At 60.2% G+C, this 23,330-nt stretch carries 15 protein-coding genes; 2 read left to right on the forward strand and 13 right to left on the reverse strand.

The features are described from left to right. Positions 1-148 precede the first annotated feature (148 nt). Together O9H32_RS24240 and O9H32_RS24245 are read right to left on the reverse strand one after the other, a co-directional pair. The gene (locus O9H32_RS24240) at positions 149-1,204 is read right to left on the reverse strand and encodes a BMP family lipoprotein (RefSeq protein ID WP_269868701.1); all 1,056 of its coding nucleotides are present in this window, start codon (positions 1,202-1,204) and stop codon (positions 149-151) included. A gap of 186 nt (positions 1,205-1,390) precedes the next feature. After that, positions 1,391-1,822, reverse strand: a complete 432-nt coding sequence (locus O9H32_RS24245; RefSeq protein WP_269868702.1) for a universal stress protein — start codon at positions 1,820-1,822, stop codon at positions 1,391-1,393. A gap of 184 nt (positions 1,823-2,006) precedes the next feature. Between O9H32_RS24245 and O9H32_RS24250 the strand changes: the two genes are divergently transcribed. After that, positions 2,007-2,498, forward strand: coding sequence for a CcdC family protein (locus O9H32_RS24250; protein WP_269868703.1), 492 nt, complete (start codon positions 2,007-2,009; stop codon positions 2,496-2,498). Between the two features lie 108 nt (positions 2,499-2,606). On the opposite strand, the gene O9H32_RS24255 is transcribed toward O9H32_RS24250, so the two are convergent. Then, on the reverse strand, positions 2,607-3,626 hold the full coding sequence (locus O9H32_RS24255; protein WP_269868704.1) for a Gfo/Idh/MocA family protein: 1,020 nt from the start codon (positions 3,624-3,626) through the stop codon (positions 2,607-2,609). An 81-nt stretch (positions 3,627-3,707) separates the two neighbouring features. Then, positions 3,708-4,481, reverse strand: coding sequence for a sugar phosphate isomerase/epimerase family protein (locus O9H32_RS24260; protein ID WP_269868705.1), 774 nt, complete (start codon positions 4,479-4,481; stop codon positions 3,708-3,710). A gap of 137 nt (positions 4,482-4,618) precedes the next feature. Between O9H32_RS24260 and O9H32_RS24265 the strand changes: the two genes are divergently transcribed. Then, positions 4,619-5,437: a helix-turn-helix transcriptional regulator gene (locus O9H32_RS24265; protein ID WP_269868706.1), complete on the forward strand. Its 819-nt coding sequence runs from the start codon at positions 4,619-4,621 to the stop codon at positions 5,435-5,437. Positions 5,438-5,639: 202 nt separating this feature from the next. Here the strand turns inward: O9H32_RS24265 and O9H32_RS24270 are convergent, their stop codons facing one another. The 9 genes from O9H32_RS24270 to O9H32_RS24310 form a co-directional block, all read right to left on the reverse strand. Then, complete coding sequence (locus tag O9H32_RS24270) at positions 5,640-5,867, reverse strand: 3-dehydroquinate dehydratase (protein WP_269868707.1); 228 nt, start codon at positions 5,865-5,867, stop codon at positions 5,640-5,642. 226 nt (positions 5,868-6,093) lie between these two features. Continuing rightward, entirely contained in the window at positions 6,094-7,647 is a 1,554-nt protein-coding gene (locus O9H32_RS24275) for a GGDEF domain-containing protein (protein WP_269868708.1), read from the reverse strand. Beyond that, complete coding sequence (locus tag O9H32_RS24280; protein WP_269868709.1) at positions 7,644-10,439, reverse strand: EAL domain-containing protein; 2,796 nt, start codon at positions 10,437-10,439, stop codon at positions 7,644-7,646. The genes O9H32_RS24275 and O9H32_RS24280 overlap by 4 nt, the downstream gene beginning before the upstream one ends. A gap of 473 nt (positions 10,440-10,912) precedes the next feature. Further along, complete coding sequence (locus tag O9H32_RS24285; RefSeq protein ID WP_269868710.1) at positions 10,913-13,675, reverse strand: GAP1-N2 domain-containing protein; 2,763 nt, start codon at positions 13,673-13,675, stop codon at positions 10,913-10,915. Beyond that, on the reverse strand, positions 13,675-14,937 hold the full coding sequence (locus O9H32_RS24290; protein ID WP_269868711.1) for a TRAFAC clade GTPase domain-containing protein: 1,263 nt from the start codon (positions 14,935-14,937) through the stop codon (positions 13,675-13,677). Before O9H32_RS24290 ends, O9H32_RS24285 begins: the two co-directional genes overlap by 1 nt. A gap of 34 nt (positions 14,938-14,971) precedes the next feature. Further along, positions 14,972-15,607 carry a hypothetical protein gene (locus O9H32_RS24295; RefSeq protein WP_269868712.1) on the reverse strand — a complete coding sequence of 212 codons (636 nt, stop codon included), beginning with the start codon at positions 15,605-15,607 and terminating at the stop codon, positions 14,972-14,974. A 49-nt stretch (positions 15,608-15,656) separates the two neighbouring features. After that, the gene (locus tag O9H32_RS24300) at positions 15,657-16,946 is read right to left on the reverse strand and encodes a vWA domain-containing protein (protein WP_269868713.1); all 1,290 of its coding nucleotides are present in this window, start codon (positions 16,944-16,946) and stop codon (positions 15,657-15,659) included. Continuing rightward, complete coding sequence (locus O9H32_RS24305) at positions 16,943-19,375, reverse strand: hypothetical protein (protein WP_269868714.1); 2,433 nt, start codon at positions 19,373-19,375, stop codon at positions 16,943-16,945. The genes O9H32_RS24300 and O9H32_RS24305 overlap by 4 nt, the downstream gene beginning before the upstream one ends. Positions 19,376-19,426: 51 nt before the next feature. Next, entirely contained in the window at positions 19,427-22,816 is a 3,390-nt protein-coding gene (locus O9H32_RS24310) for a tubulin-like doman-containing protein (protein ID WP_269868715.1), read from the reverse strand. Positions 22,817-23,330: the final 514 nt, after the last annotated feature.

A 23,330-nucleotide genomic window follows, 5' to 3' on the forward strand; every position in this document is an offset into this window, starting at 1 on the left:
GTTCCTCCTCTGTTGTTAGCGCCAAATCAAACGACAAGACCGGTGAGTACACCGGCCTTGTCGGAGTGTGTGCATGAACTATGATGTTAGATGTCTTGGGCAGATCCCACGAATCCGCGCAGCTGCGTCCATCGATCGGCTCTTCGGCTTATTTCTCCGAAACTTTGATCTCGCCGCTGATGATTTTGGCTTTATACTCTTCCACTTTCTTCAGTACATCGGCAGATACATTCTTCTTCGATGTCTCAGGCAGGCCTACGCCGTCATCCTTGAGACCGAGCGTTACGATCTTGCCGCCTTGGAACTTGCCGTCGATGAGGTCTTTCGTCACGCGGATGACCGCCTGGTCTACGCGCTTGATCATCGAAGTCAGCGTAACGTCGTCGCCGAACTCCAGCGACTGGTCTTTGTCTACGCCGATAACCCATACCTTCTTGCCCTGCTTCACACGGTCCTTCGCTTCGTTGAAGACCCCGTTGCCCGTAGCGCCCGCCGCATGGAACACGATGTCCGCACCGTCATTGAAGATCGTTGCCGCAGCCGCTTTGCCGAGGTCCGGTTTGTCGAACGCGCCTGTGTAGTTGATCGTCAGCTTCGCGTTCGGATTCACGGCCTTCACGCCTTCGCGGAAGCCCGCTTCGAAGCGCTTGATGACCGGAATGTCGAGACCGCCGACAAAGCCGATGTTGTTCGTCTTCGTAGTCAGCCCTGCCACAACGCCGACGAGGTACGCGCCTTCATGCTCCGCAAACGTAACGGACTCGACGTTCGGCGCTTCGACCACGTTATCGATAATAGCCAGTTTCGCGTCGGGGTTCTGCGTCGCTACCGTCTTGACCGCATCGCCCATCAGGAAGCCAATGCCCCAAGTCAAGTTGTATTTATCTTTAACATATTGGTTCAGGTTCGGGATGAAATCGGCATCGCTCTTGCTCTGCAGGTATTTCACGGATGCGCCGGAATCCGCTTCGACCTTCTTCAGGCCTTCCCAGGCGCTCTGGTTGAAGGACTTGTCGTTCACGCCGCCGATGTCCGTAACCATACCAACCTTGAAGCCGGCCGCTTTCTTGTCTGCAGTCTTCTCCGCAGCCGGTTTGCCTTCGCCTCCCGCTGTGCCTTCCTGCGCAGGCTTGGACCCGCAGCCCGTAAGTACGAGCGTTGCGGCGAGCATCAGGCCTGCCGTTGTTTTCATCCATGATTTCATGATTGATGAACCCCCCCATGTTAATAAATCCCACATTATATGTAAGACCCAAGTAATTAAAGAAAACAGCTTTATTATATAGCTTTTTTTGACCATCGTCCAGAGTGCCTCGACATTTTTTTCACGGTCCCTGAACATTTTTTCTCATATTTTTCCGCCAGTGGACCCAAAGCGTCGCTGCAATCTTTATTTGACGATTAATACCGCCACCTTGGCATGCTGTACCACATAGTGGCTGACGCTGCCGAGCATGAATTCGCCCAAGGTGCTGAGCCCCCGCGAACCCAGCATGATCAGGTCGCATCCCGCTTCCTCCGCCCGGGCCAAGATCGCCTTCGCCGGCGCCCCCTGCAGCATCCGCGCCTCGGCTCCGCTGCGCCCGGCCAGAGCCGCACGGGCCTTCTCCACGATCGATTCGGCATGCTCATACTCGATACGTGATACGTCCGCCGGCGCAGTCACCAGAGCCTCCCCGAACATCAGAGACGGCACGTTGAAGACATGCAGCACCTCCAGCTTCGCTCCGGGCATCAAGTCACAGAGCTGCATCGCGTGCGACAGGGCAAGATCGGACTCGGTCGAACCATCATAAGCAACCAGGATATTAGAGTAGAGCATGGATATCACCTCGTTATAGGATGTGGGGCAGATCCGGGCTTGTCTTTCATTGAAAAAGCCCTGTCCGAAGCATGCAAAGCCAAAGGTTCCCTTAGACTGCATTCGTGAAGGCAATGTCAAAGGCTCCCTTTGGTTGCAATCGTCAGGGAGTGGTATAATGGATTCAGAAAGAGAGGAATCGCTTATGATTCAATTCGGAAGCCTTCACCTACAGGCGTTATCTGGCATCGGAATGCTCGTCATGGCACTCTTCGCCGTCTTCGTCCGAAGCCGGGCAGGCCGCAGGCCCGTAACCACCGCAGCCATCGTGATCCCCCCGCTCGGGATGAGCACGGGATTCCTGATGTTCTTCTCCCCTTACTTCCGCCTGCCGGCCAGTTGGACGCTGATCGCCCTGGGGGCCGGAGCTGTACTGTTTTCTTACCCCTTGATCTACAGCTCGAAACTGGAGCGCAGAGAGGGCGGAATCTATGTCCGACGCTCCAAAATGTTCATGTTCGTCCTGCTGGGTCTGCTCTGTCTCCGGGTGGCGCTGCACACGTACATCGAGCGGTACGTGTCCATCCCGCAGACCGGGGCGCTGTTCTTCCTGCTCGCCTTCGGCAGCATCGTCCCCTGGCGCTTGTCCATGCTGAAGCAGTACCGCAGGCTTCGTGGAGACGCTATAAAACTGTAGAGATGACAAGCATGAGCTTGCGAGCAGGTTACACTTCCTGCAATGTCAAAGAAGGCGCCCCCGGCAAGGAGCGCCTTCTTGTTGTGCCTTGTGCCGCTTGGCGGCGGATTACAGCGAAATCACCCTGCCGGTTTCCTGCGATTCGAAAGCCGCCAGAATAACCTTCAGCGAGCGCAGACCTTCTTCACCGGATACGCTAGGAGGCGTCTTCGTCACAATCGAGTTCACGAAAGCGTCGATGACTCCGCTGGCAACCTGCTTCTCGTTGGTCGCGATCGCGCCCACGCGGTACTTCTCTACCGTGCCGTCGCGCAGTTCCACGATGACCTGGTCTTCCGGATCCGTTCCGATCTTCAGCACGCCGTTCTCGCACCAGAGGATCGTCCCGTTGTCTTCTCCCTTATAATACGTCCAGGAGGCGACAAGCGAGCCGATAATGCCGCTCTTCATCCGGAGCACGCAGATCGCATTGTCGTCGACTTCCGTGCCTTCTTTATGCTGGGTGCCGATGAAGCCTGTCACATTCGCCACTTCTTCGCCAAGCAGCCAGCGGATGAAGTCCGACTTGTGCACGCCGAGGTCGCCCATAGCGCCCATGACGGCTTCCGGCTTGCGGAAGAACCAGCTCTCGCGCCCGTCGACGCTCCAGCCCTCGGGGCCCGGGTGACCGAACGATGTACGGAACGTGAGCACTTTGCCGAGGCGGCCGGAATCCAGCACTTCCTTGGCCTTCACGTGCGGAGGCATGAAGCGCTGATTGTGTCCGACCATCAGATAAACGCCGGCCGCCTTAGCAGCTTCGATCATCGCCAGGCTCTCTTCTTCGGAAGCCGCCATCGGCTTCTCGACGAGGACATGCGCTCCCGCTTTGGCAGCGGCAATGGAGATTGGCGCATGCGTCGCATTCGGCGTGCAGACGCTGACCGCGTCCGGCTTGATCTCGCTGAGCATGGTCTCATAGTCCGAGAACGCTTGGCCTCCGTGCAGGGAGGCGTAGTGCTCGGCGCGCTCGCCTACCGGGTCGACGAAAGCGACAAGCTCTACATTCGGATTCGCGGCATACTCGGGAATGTGGCGGTGCTTCGAAATGGATCCGCAGCCGATAACGGCAACTCTAACTTTACTCACGGGTCAACTACTCCTTTGGGATAGGGTTCTTTGTTCTAAAGCACATGCTCTCACTTCCGGGCTTGCAATGTACGATAACGGTTACAGGTTCAGCAGATAGTTCGCCTTCACCCATTCGAGGCTGTTCTCGACGCTCTGCAGCGGAGGATTCTGGCAGTTGTCCTGTTCAACGATCAGCCACTCAACGCCAGCTTCCGATGCGGCTGCGATGACGCCCTTGAGATCCACTGCGCCTTGGCCCAGCTCCAGGGTCTGCATGCCGCCCTGCTCGTCCTTGTTGAAATCCTTGAGATGCAGCAGCGGCAAGCGGCCGGCATAGCGCGGAATGTACGCCAGCGGATCCTGCCCGGCGAACTGCACCCAGCAGACGTCCATCTCGACCTGCACCGCTTCCGGGGAAGTGGACGAATACATCGCGTCGAAGACGAACTCCTCGCCCACGTTCAGCTCGAACTCGAACGCGTGGTTATGGTAAGCGAAGGTCAGGCCCTGCTTGCGCACTTCCGCTCCCACTTCCTCGAAGAAGGCGAAGAGCTTCTGCCAGTCTTCCGGCGTCGCACGGCGTTCATCGGCCACATAAGGACAAATGACGTATTGTCCGCCGATGGCTTTGATATAATCGATCTGGCCTTGGAGATCCTCTTCCAGGCTCTGCAGGGAGACGTGGGCTCCGATCGCCTTCAGGCCGACTTCGCCCAGCAGCGCGCTGAGCTCTTCTGCAGACAGTCCGCCGAAGCCTGCGAATTCCACACCTTCATATCCAAGCTGGGCGACCTTGCGCAGCGTACCGGCAAAATCGGCAGCGGTTTCATTGCGGAGCGTATACAGTTGAAGTCCAATTCCGAGTCTTCTCATTGAGATGGCACTCTCCCTATGCATTAGTGGCTTCCATGTCCTTCATGGTACCGGACATAGCCCAAAAAGAAAATCCACGATATAATCGAAACATCAACGATTTTGCTATTAATTTTATTGGGGGAACGCATTCGACCATGACGGCGCACGTACTGCTCTGCGGCTATTCATATCACCGGGAACGCTTCTACACGCATTACAAGCACGGCGTTCCCTCCTATCTCTTCCGGCTTCAGACCGAAGGCTCGTCCACCGTGGTCGCCGGGGGCCGGGTCCACGAGCTCCAGCAGGGGGACCTGCTCCTCCTGAAGCCCGGGGACACCTACGAACTGCGGATTGAAGAACGCGGGGCCGGAGCCCAAGGGCCCATCGTCGCCAGCGCCGATTATTATATCGGCTGCGACGGCTCCTGGGTCCGTGAATGGTGGGACCGCTCCCCGAAGGAGGCGGTCACGCGGATCGACCTGGACGAGAAGCTGCTCGGCCTCTGGCAGCAGATTATTGCCGAGAAGCGGCGGCTGGAGGACGGCGGCAGTCCGGAGCTGACCGGCTATCTGCTGCGCGCCCTCTGTCTCTACCTCGAGAGAGCCGCTACAGATACGGCGCCGGCCAGCGGTCGGCCGTTCAGCGTCACAAGGATGAGGCGTTTCATCGAGGAACACGCCACCCGCACCTTCAAGGTGGAGGAGGTGGCGCGCCATGCCGGGCTCAGCGTCTCCAGGGCGGTGCACCTGTTCAAGGAAAGCTTCGGCAAGACGATGATGGAATACGCCCAGGAGATCCGTCTGACGGCCGCTTTGGAGCGGATGAAGTACACCTCCATGACGCTCGACCAAATCGCCGAGACGTGCGGTTTTGGCGGTTATACGTACTTTCACCGGGTCTTCAAGGAAAAGTACGGCGTCTCCCCTGGCGCTTACCGCTCCGCAGCCGGGATCACCGCGGAACAAGCCTGACCGGCAGGGCCGGCTTTTCTCTATTTTGCTCAAGAGCGGTCTGCCCTTCTCTTACGGCTTGTCATGAAGCGGGCCATAGGCCCATATATCAAGATAGACAGCTTAGCCGTCCTTTAAGGATGATGCGCGATTATGAGATATATAAGAAGACTGAATCGAGCCCTGGCGAGATATCAATGCTCCTATATTAAAAAAGTCTCTCTTAATAGAGAGACAGGGCGAGCGTATCCTTTTCGTTCAATGAATGAAGAATCGCCTCACAGCCGACCACTTCGATGCTGATCAGGGTCTGCAGACATTTCTTTAATGTATGTCTTCCGGTTTCCACTTTCTTCTCCAGCGCCGTTTTCAGCAATTTTAACGTTTTCTTATTCAAGCTGTCGGCGAAAACGGGGATTTCTTTGTTTTGAATGGTCACGAACACTTTCATCCCTAACACCGTCCCTACTTATCATTATTTACTCTTTGCTATTAGGATAAATTACGATCATTAAATTAAGCTTAAAAAATTATTACAAATTGTCAACAATTTTTTTGTGAATAACCCGTTTCACGTCCCAGCTTCCACGTGAGCGTCCTGGGTACGCCGATGCCTTCCCCTTCCAGAAATATAAAAAGGGCTGCACCTCTTAGTACGGGGCAGCCCTCGTTTCGTTTCAAATATCGTAAAATCCGTCCCGGATGGTTTCCGCCGCAGCCCGTTTGGCCCGGTACATCTCTTGGTCCGCTTCCCGGATGAGCTGCTGGGCCCCCTGGCCGCCGTACTTGGCGATGCCGATGGAGATGCCAACCGACACGGCCCCGCCCTCTATCTCCATCGGAAGGCAGACGGAGCTGCGAATGGCCTCCGCCCGCGCCTGCGCCTCTTCGGCCGCCTCCCCCCGCAGCAGCATGATGAATTCGTCGCCGCTGAGGCGGGCCGCGAAGGCCCCCGGGCCGCATCCCTGCCGGAGAACCTCCGCCGTACGCTTCAGGACGCGGTCCCCCGCCTGATGTCCGTACGTATCGTTGACGTGTTTGAAGCCGTCCAGATCCATCAGCAGCAGGGCCATATCCCCCCAGGCCGACGCAGCCTCCGACACCGCTTCCTCCAGAATCTGATGGAACAACGCCCGGTTGGGCAGCCCCGTCAGACTGTCGTGATAGGCGAGGAAGCGGATCTTCTCCTCCTGCCGCTTGCTTTCGGTAATCTCCCGGAACATGATCATCAACACCGTTTCATTTCCTGATTCGAAGCGCTCGGAATCCGCCTGAACAATGGTCTCTTCCCCGCTGCGTTTGCGGAGCGTAAGCTCACAGCCTCTCAGCGGCTGCCCCCCCTTCGTACCGGACCCACCCACTTCACGACGCGCCTGATCCCACATCGGCTCCGAGATCCAGCGGAGCGCCTCGTCCTGTCGGATCTCCTCCGATGAGAGGCCCAGCAGGTCCAGCGCATGCTGGTTCGCCTCTGTCACCTGTAAGTTCTGATTCAGCAGTACGATGCCAAGAGGAGAGCGTTCGAAGAGCAGGCTGAATTTTTTCTCGTAGGAAGGCACATAGTCGTACTTCGCCGTATTGACCCAGATGATGAGGCCCATGATCAGCGCGCTGAAGATATAGAGGGGCGGCAGCCCGTAGCGTTCCGTCCAGCCCGTGCTCTCTGCGAGCCCCGATAAGGTGCACCACACGGCCACCAGTCCGATACCGATCCGGTTATTGCGTACGCGGGCGCGGTCGTTCGCCGACTGGGGGCGGTAGGCAATAAAGAGGCAGAACACGAACACGGTGATCAGAAGGCTCGAGGCCAGCAGTATATAGTGGCCCGGTCCGAAGGTCCACCGGTGATCCGCGGGCATTGAAGTGTATATCCACCCCGGCCTCTGAAAGAACGGAATCTGGATGCCTATGGGCCCATAGCTGACCATGCGCACCACCCAGGAAGACCACTGCCGGTCATACCCTGTGTAATACAGCGTCAGCCGGGTGGCGATCATACAGCAGAGCGACACGGAGGGAAGCTGCACGCAGAAGATAATCGGTGCCTGCAGCTCATAGGAAGCCGACTTCAGCAGGTACTCGGTCAGAAACCAGAGCATGATCGCTCCGAGAAACAGAGCCGTGAGCCGGTTTCCCGGATGATTCTTATTGCTGAGATAGGTCTGTACCGCCATGAAGCCCAGCAGAAGACAGGGGAGCAGATAGAAGATCAGCTGAAAATAAATACTCATTGGCCGCCCCCTTTCTCCCCTTGGGCCGAACCAGCATGCAGCCCGGTCATGAAGCGCTCAAAGTCCGCCGAGGGAACCGGAGGAGAGACATAGTAGCCCTGAATCTCGTCACAGCCGAGCTGCTGGAGCAGCTGCAGCTGCCCCTCCGTCTCGACCCCTTCGGCCACTACGCTGAGCTTCATATGGTGGGCCATCGAGATCATGGCATGCACGACGGAGGATGGCTGTGCCGGCAGTCCCGAGATGAAGGAGCGGTCGATCTTCAGCACGTGGACCGGCATCCGGTCCAGCATCGACAGCGAAGAATACCCCGTGCCGAAGTCGTCGATCGCGATCCGGATACCGAGTGCCGTCAGCTGCTGGAGCACCTCCAAGATGGCCTCGTCCCGAAAAGCCACGCTCTCCGTCACCTCGAGACAGAGGTACTGAGGCTGAAGCCCCGTCTTCTCCAGTATGTCTCTCACTTCCTCTACGAAAGGCCGGCGCTTGAGCTGAAGCACCGAGATATTCACCGACACGGTCACCCTCGGCAAGCCCTGCTCCTGCCACGCCTGATTCTGCTCACAGGCCGTACGAAGCACCCAGCTTCCGATCTGCGTAATAAGTCCGCTTTCTTCCGCAATAGGAATGAAGCGGTCCGGAGCCACACGTCCCCGGTCCGGGGATTCCCAGCGGATGAGGGCTTCCATCCCGACCAGCGCCCCGGATGACGCATCGGTCTGAGGCTGGTAGTGCAGGACGAATTCTCCCCGCTCCAATGCCCGGCGCAGGCCGTTCTCCAGCTCCAGCCGCTCGCTGGCCCGGTCGGTCATCCCCTCCACGTAGAGGGCTGCCCGGTCTCTCCCCTGCTCCTTGGCCGCATACATCGCCATATCCGCTCCGCGGATGAGCAGGTCGGCATCGCCCTCCTTCTCTTGGCAGTAAGCAATGCCGATACTTGCCGTGCTGAAGAGCTCCAGATCGCCGACCCGCAGCGGCTGCCGGAAGCGGGCCAGGATCGCCTCCGCGGCGGATATCGCCTCTTCGCGGCAGGTGACCGCTTCGAGCAGGACGGCGAATTCGTCGCCGCCCATCCGCGCCGCGAGATCCCCCGGCCGCAGGACGCCCCGGAGCTCGACGGCAGCAGACTGCAGCAGCACATCGCCCGTACGGTGCCCAAGCGATTCATTGATCAGCTTGAACTGGTCCAGGTCCAGCAGCAGCAGCGCCGTTCCCTGACCGCGCTGCTGCGCGTCCTGCAGCCTCTCGGTCAAGTGTTTGTGGAACAGCAGCCGGTTGGGCAGGCCGGTCAGCGCATCGTGATAAGCCAAGTAAGTGATCTCTTCCTGGGCGCTGCGGCGCTCCGTAATATCCTTGATGGACCCGATCAGCCGCAAGGGCTGTCCTTGGTCATCGCGCGCAGCTTCGGCCGCGCAGTAGACCCAGATGTATGTATCCTCTCCCCGCAGGAGACGGAACTCGCACTCGAAGGGAGTGCCGCGCAGCTTATGGGACTCGCAGATCTCACGGACTGCTTCGCGTTCCTCCGGATGAATAAGAGCCATGAACTCATTCAAGCTCATCTCCGGCACGCTGCCGCCCAATGCTTTCCCCCCGCCGGCGAGCCCCCACCGTATCCGGTTCGTGGCCACATGATATTCCCAAATTCCGTCATTGGTGGTCCGGGAGACAATCTCCAGCAGCTCCGCCAGGTTCCGGTAACGCTCCTTCGCCTCCAGATGCTCCTCCATCCTAAGCTTCTCTTCGGTGACGTTCCGGATGATAAGCAGCATGAGCCGCTCCCCATCGACTTCCAGGAACTCCGACTCCACCACCACCGTGGACAGCTCTCCCCTTACGTCGAGCATGCTGAACTCCAGGTCCTTCTCCCCTTCAGGCGCCGCAAACCGCTGACGATATCTGGCCAGAGCCGCCGACCGGTGACCCGCAGGCAGAACGTCGAGCACCGAGCTCTCCGTCCCGTCTCCTCCGTTAGCGATCATCATTCCCCGGGCGGACGGATTCATCTCTCGGATCGAAGCATGCTCATCCAGCAGCATGATCCCGAACGGCGAGAGATTGAACAGTTTCTCGAATTTGCGGGAATAGTGGGGAAGAAAATCGTACTTGAGCACAACATACCTTACCGTGACCGCCCAGACGATCGTACAGTGGAAAGCCAGCGACACGGTCCAAGACAGCTCGACCGATAAGCAGGAGACCAGTGCTATGCCGAACCCCCAGAGGATCGAGAAGATGCCGTTGGCGAGCAGAATCGCATACATGGCACGCGCCCGTTCGGACCCGGCTGTACGGCGGGCATACAGAAGAAGCAGCGTACCCGACACTGTGTACAGCAGCAGACTGGACACCATGACGGTGAACACCCGGCCGTATACAGCGAATCGCCAGCCCGAAGGCAGTTCTACGACATCGGCCAACAGCGAGCCCGACATCTGCAGAAGAACGAAGGCTGCCAGCGCAGGCGAAAAGTAAAGCAGTCCCCGGACCAGGCGCGGAATCCCGGTCTCCAGCCGGGTAATCCTCAAATAAAAGCGCATGCCAAGACCGGCGCTCAAAAATGCCAAAGGCTCAATGAGCACAAAATGCAGCTGCCGCGCATGCTCCATCGGCATCACCATCGTCAGATAGAGCGCCGTAAGGATCAAGGCAAAGCATAAAATAAACTGCGCGGCCGCTCGGTTCGAGGAATGCTTCGGATGACGCAGATAGATCTCGGCGGCAATGTACACCATGGCGAAAGCGGGAAGCAGAAAAATCAGTACGGGAGCAAAGCTGTGTGACAGGCTCAAGGTGAGGACCTCCCCAAAAATAAACGATCCGCTGCGCAGCACGTGGGCTGCGTGCCGCAGCAGAAGCATCGGTACATTGCGAACATAGAAAACGACATAAATCGACCATTATATAGGTCTTATATCCTATTTATTCGCCGTTTATGTCGATTTTCCTGCTTTCCGCCGCATTTCCTTATTTTTCACGGGGCTCCTCCAGCCCTTGTCGATTTCCCGGGAAATTTGAACGCGAAGCAGCCCGATGCAGCCCCCGATACGAGATAAACGGCTTCACCGCTCTTTAAGGACGGTGAGCGTGTATAAGAAATACAAGATTACAGGATCGAGCCCTGCGAGATATTCATTCTTATACATTCTTACATTCTTATAAATCAAAAAAAACTGCCGCCCTCGCTGAAGAGGGACGGCAGGGTTGAGCGGCTCATACGGCAGCGGGTGTGAGTGGCAGGTCTTCGCTCACCTACCGCTGCAGCCTATGGCGATTGGGTTCTAGACTTGCCTGTGGAAGCGCCCGGCAGTGTAGGCCCGGCCGGCGTATCCTTCGCCGAAGCGGGCAGGCTTGGACCCGCCGGCTGTTCGACCGGGATCGCCGGCAGCGGGGCCGGCGGCTCGAAGCGGACCGTCTGCTTGAACGGTTCGCTGAACTCGCCGTACTTGTTCTCCGCTTTGATCACAATCTCGTTGCCGCCCGTATTCAGCGGGATCTCCTTGATGACGCTGCTTTCTCCGGCGAGCACGTCGTTCACGTAGATCTTGGGCTTCGGGTCGTACTCGTCCGCCGCTTGCGCCTTCACCGTCACTACTCCGGTAGGCGAAGTCTCAGGCACCGCCTCGACCCGGAGCTCCGGTGCGGGCTGCAGGAGGGCTCCCATCATGGACTTGCCGTAAGCGCTGATGATGATCAGAAGCAGCAGGACCGGCACGCCGGTCATCAGCAGCGTCCGGCGTTTGGCCAGCAGCAGACGCTGCCATGCAGGCGCCTGCTGCCGGCGGACCTCACGGAACAAGCGCTGGAACGCTTCGTTCGGGACGCGGAGCAGCTCGTCCTTCACGTCCTTCTGACGGAAAGCGTCGCTGCCCTGCGCCTCGAAGTAACGGCTGAGTGCGGCTCTGTAATGCGGGTCGATCCCTATCTTCGGCGGAGCGAACCGCTCATCCCCGGCGCTCCACACGATAAAGTCGTAGGCCACTCCGCTGCCACGGCTGTGCGACGTGACATAATCGAGCATGAGGCCGTACTGGAAGCGCGCCCGGCCGGCCGAGCCTCCTCCGGCTTCGCTGTCCGGGTGATAGAAGGCATAAGGAATCCGCGGGAAATGCTCCGGGGTAATCCGGTCTTCCAGTGCTCGCCTCAGCACGCTCTGCACCCGCTCCAGCTCCCATGGACCGAGGCCCTCCATGGCCGCGGCAGCGGTTCCTTCCCCCCCGCGCTCCAGGGTAAGCACGCGGAATACCGCGCTAAGCCAGCCCAGCGTCAGCTTCGTTCCCGTATCGAGATGGGGCAGCAGCTCCGGACGAGGTGAAGCCAGCATGAAATCCAGGCGTACGATATCGTCATACCCCAGCGTATCCGGCTCGAGATCTTCGAGCAGCGAGAGCTGAATGTCGAGAAGGATCAGCTCGCACAAGCTCGCGTAGGAGCGGGCGCCTTCGCGGCGGGACAGTGCGTCGACCTCGGTGTACAAGGACTGCGCCGTCTCCATGCGCCGCCGGGTGTCTCGCCGGAGCAGCTGCCGCACTTTCTTCAGCGATTCCTCCGCGAAGAAGCGCATCGGCACCCCGCCCGCCGCGTTCAGCAGGTGGCCGAGCTCTTCGACAAACTGGCCTGCGCTGCCGGTTTGAGCGAGACGATCCGCCACCACCCGCTGTCCGAGTACGGGGCTGCGTTCATACAGTTCCTCGAAGACGCCAGCCAGCAGCGCGGAGCGGCCGTACAAGGGCTCGACCAACCGCCGCAGGACGCCTGCCGGATCATCTGCATCCTGCTTCGCGGCGCGTTCCAGCAGATGGGACAGGCTGCGGGCCAGCTGTGGCTGTACCGCGTCGCCCGCCAGCTCGCTGTACTTGACGACAACGGAGATATACTCTGCCGTTACCGCGCTGCCGCTGTCCCCGGTCTCCTTGCGCAGCAGCCGCTGGAACAGTTGATGCAGTCTCAGCTTCCCAGCCGCCTCCTCCGGCGGCTGCAGGTAGCTCAGGATGCGTTCCATCGTGCCCTGGCGGTCGGCCGCATACAGACTGTCGCGTCCCTGCTCGATCTCGAAGAGCGTGCAGAGTTCCCCGTACGAAGAAACCGTAAGAGCTGCCGCCGAGTCCATGCCGCGCAGCGCTTCGTCGCAGAACTCGAAGAGCGGCTCGAGCCGCTGCGGTTCGTGGCGCAGCGCCCAGACATGCTTGAAGTAAGGGTGGTCCTCCGGGGGCAGCTCTGCCCCCGTGATGGTGCCGCCGGGCATGTCGAACAACATGTCCTTTTCGAGCTGCCTGTCAGGCAGTTTGAGGCTGCCCCGCTCTACGAAGGTTACGTGGATATCCTGCTTGCCCTCGGGTTCCTGGCTGTACGTCAGGAAGCCCAGAACACGACGCAAGGCAAAGGGCAGGCACGCGTAGACAAACTCCATGAGGCGCTTCGCCTCTTCCGCCGCCTCTGCCGGTTCGGCATCCAGGGCTATGTAGACCTTGCGCCGTGTGAACGGGGAACTCATCACCGCATGGAGCAGCTGGCGGAAGCTCTCGCGACCAAAGCCGGTGCGTCCAAGTAGCGCATCCGCTTCTTCCGGTACCGCTTCGGCGTTATAGTCGATATCAGGCAGCTCAGGCAGTTCCTTGCCTCCCTGGAGGTCGTAAGAAGTCCGGAAGCCGCCGATATGAAAGAGACGCGCCGGTTCCCTTACCCAGTCCTCCGCCCGTGCCGGAGGCACGATGAACTGGTGCGTGAAGAATGCGCTGCGCTGGCCCGTGAAGTCGACGGGCATATAGAGCGTACGCCCGATGACCAGTTCCCCGCTCTCCGCCCGAAACGCGCCGAAGGCGGCCGGATACCGGTCCGCCTCGGCTTCCCCCCGGGTCAGCAGCTCCTGAGGCGCTTTGTACACGCAGTAGGGGTGGAGCGAGTTTTTGATGAAAGCAGGCTCCAGGCCCGGGGATTTGGCTACGGTATCGAAGCCCTCGTTCGTCCGGAAGACCCCTTCCCGGTCCCTCGTGAAGACCTGCTGCTGTATGCCTTGCTCCCGGTACACTACACATCTCTCCTATCGATATACTGAAGCTGCTGCAGGAGCCAGATGAACGGCTCGTCCACCCGCAGCGGCTCAATGACGCCGCCGACCTGCCCCTTGACCGGGTTGGTGCCGAGCGCCGAGACCGCAAAATAGGCGGTATTCTCGAAGTAGACATCGAGTGCATCCTTGAACGGACGGTCGACCTTCTCAATGAATCGGCGGATCTCGCCGTCGATATTCTCGAATTCCGTCTGGTTCAATGCGCCTTTGTGCACCACCGGACGGAACACGTTGCTGTTCCCTTGGATATAGTCGCCGCCGTCTTCCTTCAAATACTGCAGCATATCGCTCTTGGTGAGAACCACCGCCGTCGGAATCGGCGTCCGGCTCCCCTGCTGGTGGGCGATGAAGTTCTCGAACAGCGAGATGACCACCTCTCTCGGCTCGTCGTAACGACTCGCGAATTCGCCCTCCTCCCCGCCTACGTTCAGCCGGATTTTATCGCGGATCGTGCGGATCTGCAGCGGATCGACGAGAAACAGGATGCCGGACGAGTTCTGGATATGCGAAGCGTAAATATCGAGATAGCCGCGCTCCACCATGCCCTCGCCCGCCACATCGAAGAACACGAGCGTGAGCGGAGCCCGCCGGCTGTCCTTGAAGACGAATTGAAAAATAAACGGCTCCTGCTGCTCGTTCGGGTTCGTCGATTCCAGCATCGAGCCCCGCTCGAAGATCGGTTCATGGTAATGCTGCCGGAACTTGCGCGAGATGTCGGCTGTCAGCGGCATGCAAGCCGCATCGAAGTTCGCCGCCGTCACCGTCTGCAGTGTGTGGATCAGCGAAGTCATATAGACCGACTTGCCGACCTGCGACGCGCCGACGATCGAGATGATGTTGCTTGGCGTACGGCCGGCCGAGACCGGCAGCTCGTTATGGCAGCCCGGACACAGGCGCTTCCGGGTCAGGATGCCGTAACGGTCCGTGACGGCGGTCAGCACATTCTCGGTGTAGCTCCGGTTCTCCGGCGGAATCGTGGAAGGATCGATGACCGCCTCCATGTCCGGCTGCGAGAGCCGGAACTTGCGCCGCCAGGCATTCAGCCTCTCGTCCTCCTGCAGGGCGAATTCGTCGTCGTTCTCCTTCGTGTGTGCCGCGCGGAACACCACTTCCTCCGGCTCGAACCGGGTGAAGCAGTGCGGGCAGACAATGCTGTAGTAGGGCGGGCGCTGCGGCGGTTCCGGCTTTTTGTCGAACAGCCCTTTTAAGAAACCGAGCATGGTACTCCCTCCTCTCTTGGATACTTTGGATCAATCAGTCCGGTACGATCTCGAACAGCTCGCCATACTTCGGACCGTCGGTGAAGAAGATCCGGATCTTCTCGCTGCGTCCGACCCGGATCTCCGGCAGTTCGGTACGGCCCGCCGGCAGATCGCTCACCAGCGGGTAGACCGTCCCGTCCTCCTTGTTCAAAGGCACGCCGCCGTCCTTCTTCACATAGCAGAGCGCTTCCCGGGGCACGGGCACCTCGCAGAACAACCGGATCCGCACCGGACGGTGGCGGCTGAAGAGCGCCGTCCCGTAGTCGACCGAGCAGCGGATCTTCGCCCTCGCCCCGGTCAGACGGGTGAGGTTGTCCTTGTCGAGCTGTCTCAGCAGAACCAGCTCCCCGCCCGACATGACACAGGCAAAGATGCGGAAGCACCGGGCGCCGGTGAAATCGGCAGCTGCCCGGTACCCTCCATGCACCTTGTATTCTTCGCGGGTGTACAGCTTAAGCTGACCGCTCCCGAGACTCGCCGGCGGCTCTTCCTCCCCGGCGGCAAAGCTGTATACCGCTGCATACTGAATGTCCTTGGGCCACTGCCAGGTCACCACGCAGCCGCCTTCCCCCATCAGGGAAGAAGCCCTGGTGATCTGCTGGCCTTCAGCCGGTTCGTGCCACTGCATAAGCCTCTCTCTCTCCTTGCGCCGAAGTCCCGCGCTTCATTGATCACCGTTACCGGAACTGCTTCCCGCCTCCGGGCGGGCGGCTGCGTCCATAATCGTTCGCAGGCTCCGGCAGCTCCCGGGACCGGTTCCCCCGGAGCCCCACATTCGCACTGCCCTGCGCTACGCCGAAGAGAACCGTCGAGAGGGAGAGCAGCAGCGCCAGCAGCAGATCGGCCTCGCCGCGCACCAGCCACGGCTCGGAGGAAGGCAGCCCGTACTCCAGCAGCAGGCCGGCCAGCAGGCCGGACACCGCTCCGCCGGCTAGGAAGCTGCGCGCCAGGAACCGGTTGTCAAATATAATACCGAGCGAGAGGCCGAGCAGGGCACCGATCAGCAGGATCAGCACGATGCGGAGAATCGGCAGGAAGAGCGTCTCAGCCGTTCCCTCCGGGCGGTCTCCTACCAGGTGCCAGGTCGATTTGCGCTCGGTGTAGAGGCTGCCGATCGCTTCGTTCAGGAGCTCTGCGCTCTTCACCTGCTGGAAGGTGCCGCCCGATGCGGCGGCGATGCTCTGCAGTAGACGACCGCCTTCCTCATCCGCCCCCTCGAGGCCGACCGTATGAATCTTGAATCCGTTCTGTACAAAAGGCGCCGTGACGGAAGGTACGTCCATCGGGCTATACCCGTCCGAGAAGAGGATAACCGTCCCCCTTTGGGCCGGAGTACCCGCCTCCTGCATCCCCCGGGCCGCCTCGGTCAACGCCCGGCCGATGTCCGTCTCGCCGCTTGGCTTCGCCGCCTGGCCGAGCCTTGCGCTGAGGTCCTGCTTCGCCGCCTCTCCCCTCAGCTCGGTGATCGGCTGCACCCAAGAGAACTTCTCGTTGAAGGTCAGCACGCCGAAGCGCGTCCCTTCATCGATCCGCTGAATGAGGGACTGAGCCGCATGCAGACTCTCTTCCCCCGGATCGTTGCGCTTCATGCTTGCCGAGATATCGAGCACCAGGACGTAGTCCCGCAGCGCTTGCCGCTTCTCCGGTTGGAAGCCGTAGCCCCATTGGAACAAGGCCCCGGCGGCAAAAAGCAGAAGCAGCGTCGAAGGAACGAGCAGCTTCCAGCCGTCGGGCGCATAGCGCAGCCGCCAGTTGTGCCCGTTGAGCTTAGGAGACACCGTCTCGGCCAGAAGAGCGCCGAGCCCGATCCATAAGGCCAACTGGCCGAAGTAGATCCCCATCAGGAGAGTCTCATGAAGCACGCCGCCATACCGGGACAGCAGCCATTCGCCGACCCCAAAACCGATCACCCCGCCGATCAGGCTGAACACCGTCAGCAGAGGATTCCAGATGCGCCGTGAAGTCATAGTGCCCCCCCTCTCTTCTCATCCGGCAGCCGCCCCTCCCCCGGCACTTCCTGCCCTGCCGGCAGGACCGTGCCATGGAACGTATAGCCGCCGGTCGTATACGTATCATAGTAACGCAATCCGCTCCGGTAGTACATCAGGTCGCTGAGGCGGAAGCCGCCCATCAGGTTCAGCTTCGCCACCCCGCTTGCCCGCTTCTCATGCACGCAGCCGAGCTTGTAGGAGCGGTTCCCGCTCTCGGCTTCGAGCGCATACCGGATCAGTTCGCTGTCAAAGTCGCCAAAATAATATTTCTCTTCATACCGGTGGGTATGGGTGAAGCGGTACACATCCGCCCGGACCGCCGCTTCGTTCTCGAGCGTCCGGTACAGGTCGCGGTATAACTCCTCCTTCGACAGTACCTCGCGGTGGTCGTAAGGAACAGCCACATTCGCCCGCTCCAGCAGCTCCTGCTCGAACGGCTGCCGGAAGAGGGCATGGGAGAACCAGTCCCTGCGCACGAAAGCGATCAGGCGCTGCAGCAGCGCCTCGTCTCCCTCCTCCAGACCCTTGGCCAGACTGCCGATTCCCCGCTCCTCCATATAGAAGCCCGGGCCCCGCCGGCTTTCCAGGTCCTGTTCCACCGCCGCGGTCACCTGGTTGTAATATTCCGGAATATTGCGTCCAAGCTCCTCCCCCGCCTCGGAGATGGACCGGCGGCTGGCTTCGCGGAGTACATCCTCCAGGCCTTGAAGGCGCTCGACATAGCCCGCCATCCGCAGATGGATGGCCTCCAGCCGGTCTTCGTAGCTCCGCAGCAGCTCTACTGTCAGCTCTCGGCGCAGCAGCTCCAGCTTCAGGCCGTAGATCCGGCCGAGCAGCCCGGCGGAGACCGCCTTGATCGTGCCCCGGCCGCCTCCGAGCAGCCCGCCGAGCCACGAAACGCGCCCCCCTCCCCCAAGGGAGGAGACACGCTCTTCGTACGCGGCTTCGAGCTCTGCGTGCCCGGCCGCCAGCCCGCGCTCCGCCTCGACCCGCCAATCGCGGATCACCGCCGCGAGGCTCGGCCTGCCGTCCGGCTGCGTCCACGCATAGGTGCACAGCGGGCCGTACCGCGGGTCGTCCGTCACCTTCGCTGCGAGCAGGCGCTCCAGCCGGCGGTCGAGACGCACGGCCTGCAGCGCCGCCCGGGCCTTCGAGGCCGCATTCGCCTCGAAGAAGGCCTGGGCGTGCCCGCCGTAGAGGGCGCGCTCTGCGTCGCGCAGCGACATGCGCTGCAGCTCGGCAGCGGGCACCGGGGCGCTCATCAGCCCGTGCATGTCCTCCACGGGATGCGGCACACCCCCGAGCAGCGTGCCCGCGTCGGCCTCCGGCGCAGCCGGGTCCAGCTCCAGCAGCTCGAGCAGCTCCCGCTGGCTGGGCGCTGCCGCCTGGTCGCGCTGGCGCTGCAGCATCCGCGTATAGACCGCGTGCAGCACGGTCAGCGCGATGGCTCCGCTCGGGCGGGATACCCGGGCGAACCCGGCCGAAGCATAATGGCCGTCAGCCGCCCCCGCCGGAAGCAGGTTCTGCTTGAACTGCCCGTGATGGTAATCGTTGTGCCGCGGATCCGGATCGCCCGAGGTGCGCCGGTTCTTCAGCAGGATGACCTGCGAGAGCGTCTCTGCCAGCATCCGGCCGGCCGTGCCCGTCGGGGCGAACAGCCCGCGCTCGTCCTTGTCGCCCAGCATGTAGACCGTGTCGAACAGCGGCCCCTGATGGGCTACGGGCAGCTTGAGTCCGTCGCCGGTCACCTGCAGGTCCGCCTCGAACCGGTAGGTCCGCCGCTGGCAGGCGTCCAGCTCACGGAGGAACGCTACGCCAAGAGCAGCTTCGTAGGCGAAGTGCTCCCCGTCCTGCCGCTCCTGCAGCAGGACGTAGGCATCCGCCTGTACGGAACGGAACCGTTCGCCCAGCGTGACGGCGAGCAGCGACGTGAGCTCGGGCACGAGCACGCTGTACGGATCGTCCGCCCGCGTGACGACGGCGATATGCAATCGGTCGAGCGACGCATACAGCCTCCCCAGCTCCGCCAGCCGGTTGTGGAGCCCCCGGACCAGGATGTTCAGCTCCAGCAGCTTGGACTCTTCACTGTGGAACCTGCTCGAGATCTCCGAACGCAGGGTCCGTTTGTCCGCTCTACTCTCCTGCGGGGCCTGAGGCTTCCAAGAGACCAAGTTCTCGCGCGGGGAGGGGGCAGCTTGTCCTGCATACAAGTACAGCACACCTTCATGGTTGCTCCACTTCCGCCGGTTCCCTTCATATAAAGGCTCCAGCACTTCCGCAGACCGGTCCCCTACGATCAGGAACAGCAGAGGGTGGCGCAGACTGCGCTGCTCCTCCCCCCGCTCTCCCGAGCGCTCCGCTTCCGCCGCATAGGCTGCGGCGAAGTCGCGAAGTAGTTCTTTCATGGTCTTTCCCCATTTCAAGCTTCTTATTTCAAGCTTCTTATTTCAAGCTTCTTATTTCAAGCTTCTTACCATATCGTTCACCCGGCTGGCCACCTGCTTGTAGAATTGGTACAGGTCTTCCCCGTTTACATATTCCCCGCGGTCATAGTCCAGGATCGCCTTTGCATCGAGATAGACGGCGCTCATATTCTTCAGCTTCTCTACAAGCGGGGAGATATCCTCCGAGGCCGTCACTTCGCCGCTGCGGCGGGATGCTTTGCGCTGCAGCAGACTGAGGCGCTTCGGATCCAGGCTGCGGAGTTTGCTGTAAATGTCATAGTCCGGGAACTTGCTTCCCTGCATCAGGTTCACGAACGGCTCCCACGGATCTTCTTCCGCGTCATGATCATAGACGTAGAGCGCGCCCTTCTTGGCGATCGTTCCCGTGTAGAGGCTCTCGATGAACAGCTGGATGAATTTCTCCTCGTCCTGATGCGCGCTGAGCACGGCCTCCAGCTCGTCGATCTTCGCCTGCAGCGCGCGGTATTTGGCAATCTCCTCGCGCACCCGCTTCAAGAGCTCCGGCGAGCGGATCAGGTTCTCCTTCGCCATCTCCTCATTGACGGAGCCGTAGATGTCCTTGACCGTCTCCAGCTCAAGTCCGTTCTCCATCAATCCGCGCAGCTCCTGCACGGCCTTTTTCACCTCGCCGAGGTTCGGTCTTGCAGCACTAAGGCCCATCGGATAGGCGCCCAGCCGGCGTTCCAGCTCGAGCGGCTGCGTGTATGCCACTTCGTAGCGTCCGACCGAACCGTTGTCCGCCGTTTTCTCGCGTACGATGCCATACGACTGGGCGGTAGCGAACACCCCGCGCACTTCGCCGTTGTAGCTGCGTACCCGCGGGTTGATGTACGTGTCGCCCCACGATTTCTCGGGGATCGGCGACGGAAGGTATGTCCAGTTGACCTTGTCGGTCTGCACCAGGTGGCGACCGATGCCTTCCGGCTCGAGAATCGTGCGCTCGTAGCTCTCTTCGTACACCTTCAGCGGCGTGTAGAGGAACAGCGGCACCCCGTTCTGCGTGTTGAGCCAGAAGATGCGGTTCTTCACTTCGCTCTCCTTGATCGTGAAGCGGGAGTTCGCAATCGCATTATCCTGGAAGTTCCGGATACCCTTAAAGATATTCGGCGCCTTCACCGGCACGGACACGAAGCCCCATGACGGGAAGTTGAAGTTGCCCGAGGAGTTCGTGAGGTGGAACACCGGCTTCGCCTCTTCGTACAAGCGGGCGGCCAGCTTCTGCTCGACGATCTTCTCGATCGAATCCTCGTGGCCGAATTTGATCACAAGATACTCTTCCATCGACTTCGTAATAAGTTCGCCGAACTGCTCGGTGAGGAAGTCGGAGATCGAAGAGACCACATCCACTTCCTGCTCCTTCACCCACTGGTTCGACTTCTCGAGCAGCGTCTGCGTGAAGTCGCGGATGAGCTCGGACACATTCTTCTCATTCGTCATCTCTTCGATCAGCCTGGACATATCCGGAACGGACACCACGTTCCAGTAGTACGTTTTGTTGCCGCGGTGATCGACAGACTCCTCGCCGTTCATGAGAATGGAGCCGTTCTTCTCAAAAATCTTGTTCAGCTCGCTGAGAATTTCCGTGAACACCTGGTAGATCCGCGAGTTCTCGTCGTTGATCAGCGTGTAGAGATCCTCGTAGAACTCAATCATCTGCTCCATCCGCTCGCGGTCCGAATACAGGAGATACTCCTGAATCTTGGCTTCGATATAGGCGTCCTTCTTGCGGTCCTTGGAGATGAAGGCGCTCTTCGCCTCCGTCATCTTCTGCTGCGCGCTTTCCTTGGCGGCGTCAATATCCCGCGGAATGCGGTACAGGTTCTCCTTGAGCGCCTCGATGTACGAGGAGATCAGCTTCAGGAGACAGTAGCCCCCGTCCTGCAGGATGATCCGCGACACATAGAACGGCCCCTGCTCCGGATGGCGGAACATGCGCGTCGCCTGCTCGGTGAACGCTTCTTTGAGCTGGCCCGGCAGCTGCTTGCGCGCCTTGATGTATTCCTCGCGGGCCCGCGACAGGTAGCTCTGCTCGAGCTCGGTATCGACGTGCACGACCTGCTGCTTAATCACATTGTTGTAGGAGAGGCGCTCGGAATTCTGGTAGCCCGGCAGCGGTTCCGGTACGTTCTTGTCGAAGGTGCGGTGAATCGAGTCCGGGTCAATGGCCAGCTTATGCGCGAGCTTCTCCACATCCTCCTGCAACGGGCCGACCTTGAACATCGACTCCATGCGGGTGAACACGCGGTACGCGAGGTACGTCGTCATCTCTTCGATCGGCAGCACCGCCGAGGACGCGCCGAGAATGTTGTACTGGTAGTTCGCCGCATAGGCCTTCGGCATCTGGTTAATATTCGTGCGGATGTTGCTGATATAGTCATGGATCGCGAACTCTTCGCCGGAAGCCTTCTGCTCGCTGGCCATGAAGTTCGTAATGTTCTCCGCCGTCACGTTCATGCAGTAGTCATACGCATTCTCGAGCAGCTTGCCTTCGAGGTTCGTCGCCGAGATCAGGTGGGCCAGGTTGTACGGCGGCATCGGCGAGTTCACCGTCAGGATGTTCCCGTACTGCTGCCGGAACCGGTCGCCCCGCTCGTCCACGTTCATCCAGTAGTCGAGCTCCTTGAGGGCAGCATAGCCGTTCTTCTTGATATACTCGCGCGAGTGCTCGGTGAGGCTCTTGTTCGCCAAGTTCACGTCCGGGGTAAAAAGATACCCGAGCAGCGCGACCTTATCGACGCCCGCCGTGCCGTAATCCCGCTCCAGGATCCCGCGGACGATATACGAGATGTCGAGGAAGCAGCCGCTCCCCGTCCCGCCGGAGAGGCCGGTCAGGATGAACACCATCAGCTTCTTGTTCGTGCCGACGGACAGCGATTTGATCTTGCGCTCGATCGTCTGCACGACCTGGTTGATCTTCGTGAAGAGGAGCAGACGGCCCGCCTGGCGGATGCCCGATGCTCCGTTGATCCCGTCGGTGATCGTCAGCTCCGGCGACAGCCATTCCTTGATGTACGGCTCGAGGATGCTGCGGTTCTGCAGCACGCTGCCGATCTCCGGGTTCGAGAGCAGCACGAATTCCGTCATCGGGTCGAGCCCGACACCCTTGTACCGCTTGCCCCGGTCGTGCTCGTTCGTCTCGAACGCGAGGAACTCGATATTGGCCGGCTTCTCGGCCTTCTTCTTCGTGAAGGGGTCCTGCGGCAGCTTGAAGCGCCGGTTGACCTGGTATTTGAGCCGCAGCAGGGCGTCGATGCCCGTACCCCCGAGGCCGATGACGAGCATCGGGTTGTCGATCGTGTCGACGCGGATTTTCTCGGATACGATGCCTCCCCCGAGGGAGACGTCCAGCTGCTGGATGTGTTCGCGGACAATGGATTTCAAATGGATCACTCCTTGTGTAGGTGCCTGCGGCACGATTTCTAAGGGAGGGCCCCTTGGACCCCCCATGGGTAAGGGTGTGGTCCCCCTGGCCCCCCGTATTTTTAGTTCATCATTGGTATGGGTGCTTCCCCCATACCCGAACCCCAAGGGCGGTTTACCCTCGAACCCGAAGGGCGGTTTACCCCCTAAATCCCCCTATAGGGGGACCCCAAAGGGCACCGGCCCTCTGGACTCGCGGAAAGGTTAACGGGGGCGGGTTGGAGACGCATTGACGGTACGTGGTGCTGGGAGCGCTTTGTCCCTTGCAGGGACACGCTTTACTGCATGAAGGGCGTTCTACCCTCTGACCCCGCAGGGGGAAGACGATAACGAATTTCCGTTCCGCTAGAAAACACACCCTAGTAGATACACTGTCTTGATATTTACCCAATTAAGTTATCGCTGTTCCGTTAGGGGCCGCCGTGGCTGCACGAGTCAGGTCATGCAGGCTGCCAGGCCCCGGTGAACGTCTATT

This window comes from Paenibacillus caseinilyticus (assembly GCF_027533645.1).
Taxonomy (GTDB): domain Bacteria; phylum Bacillota; class Bacilli; order Paenibacillales; family NBRC-103111; genus Paenibacillus_G; species Paenibacillus_G caseinilyticus.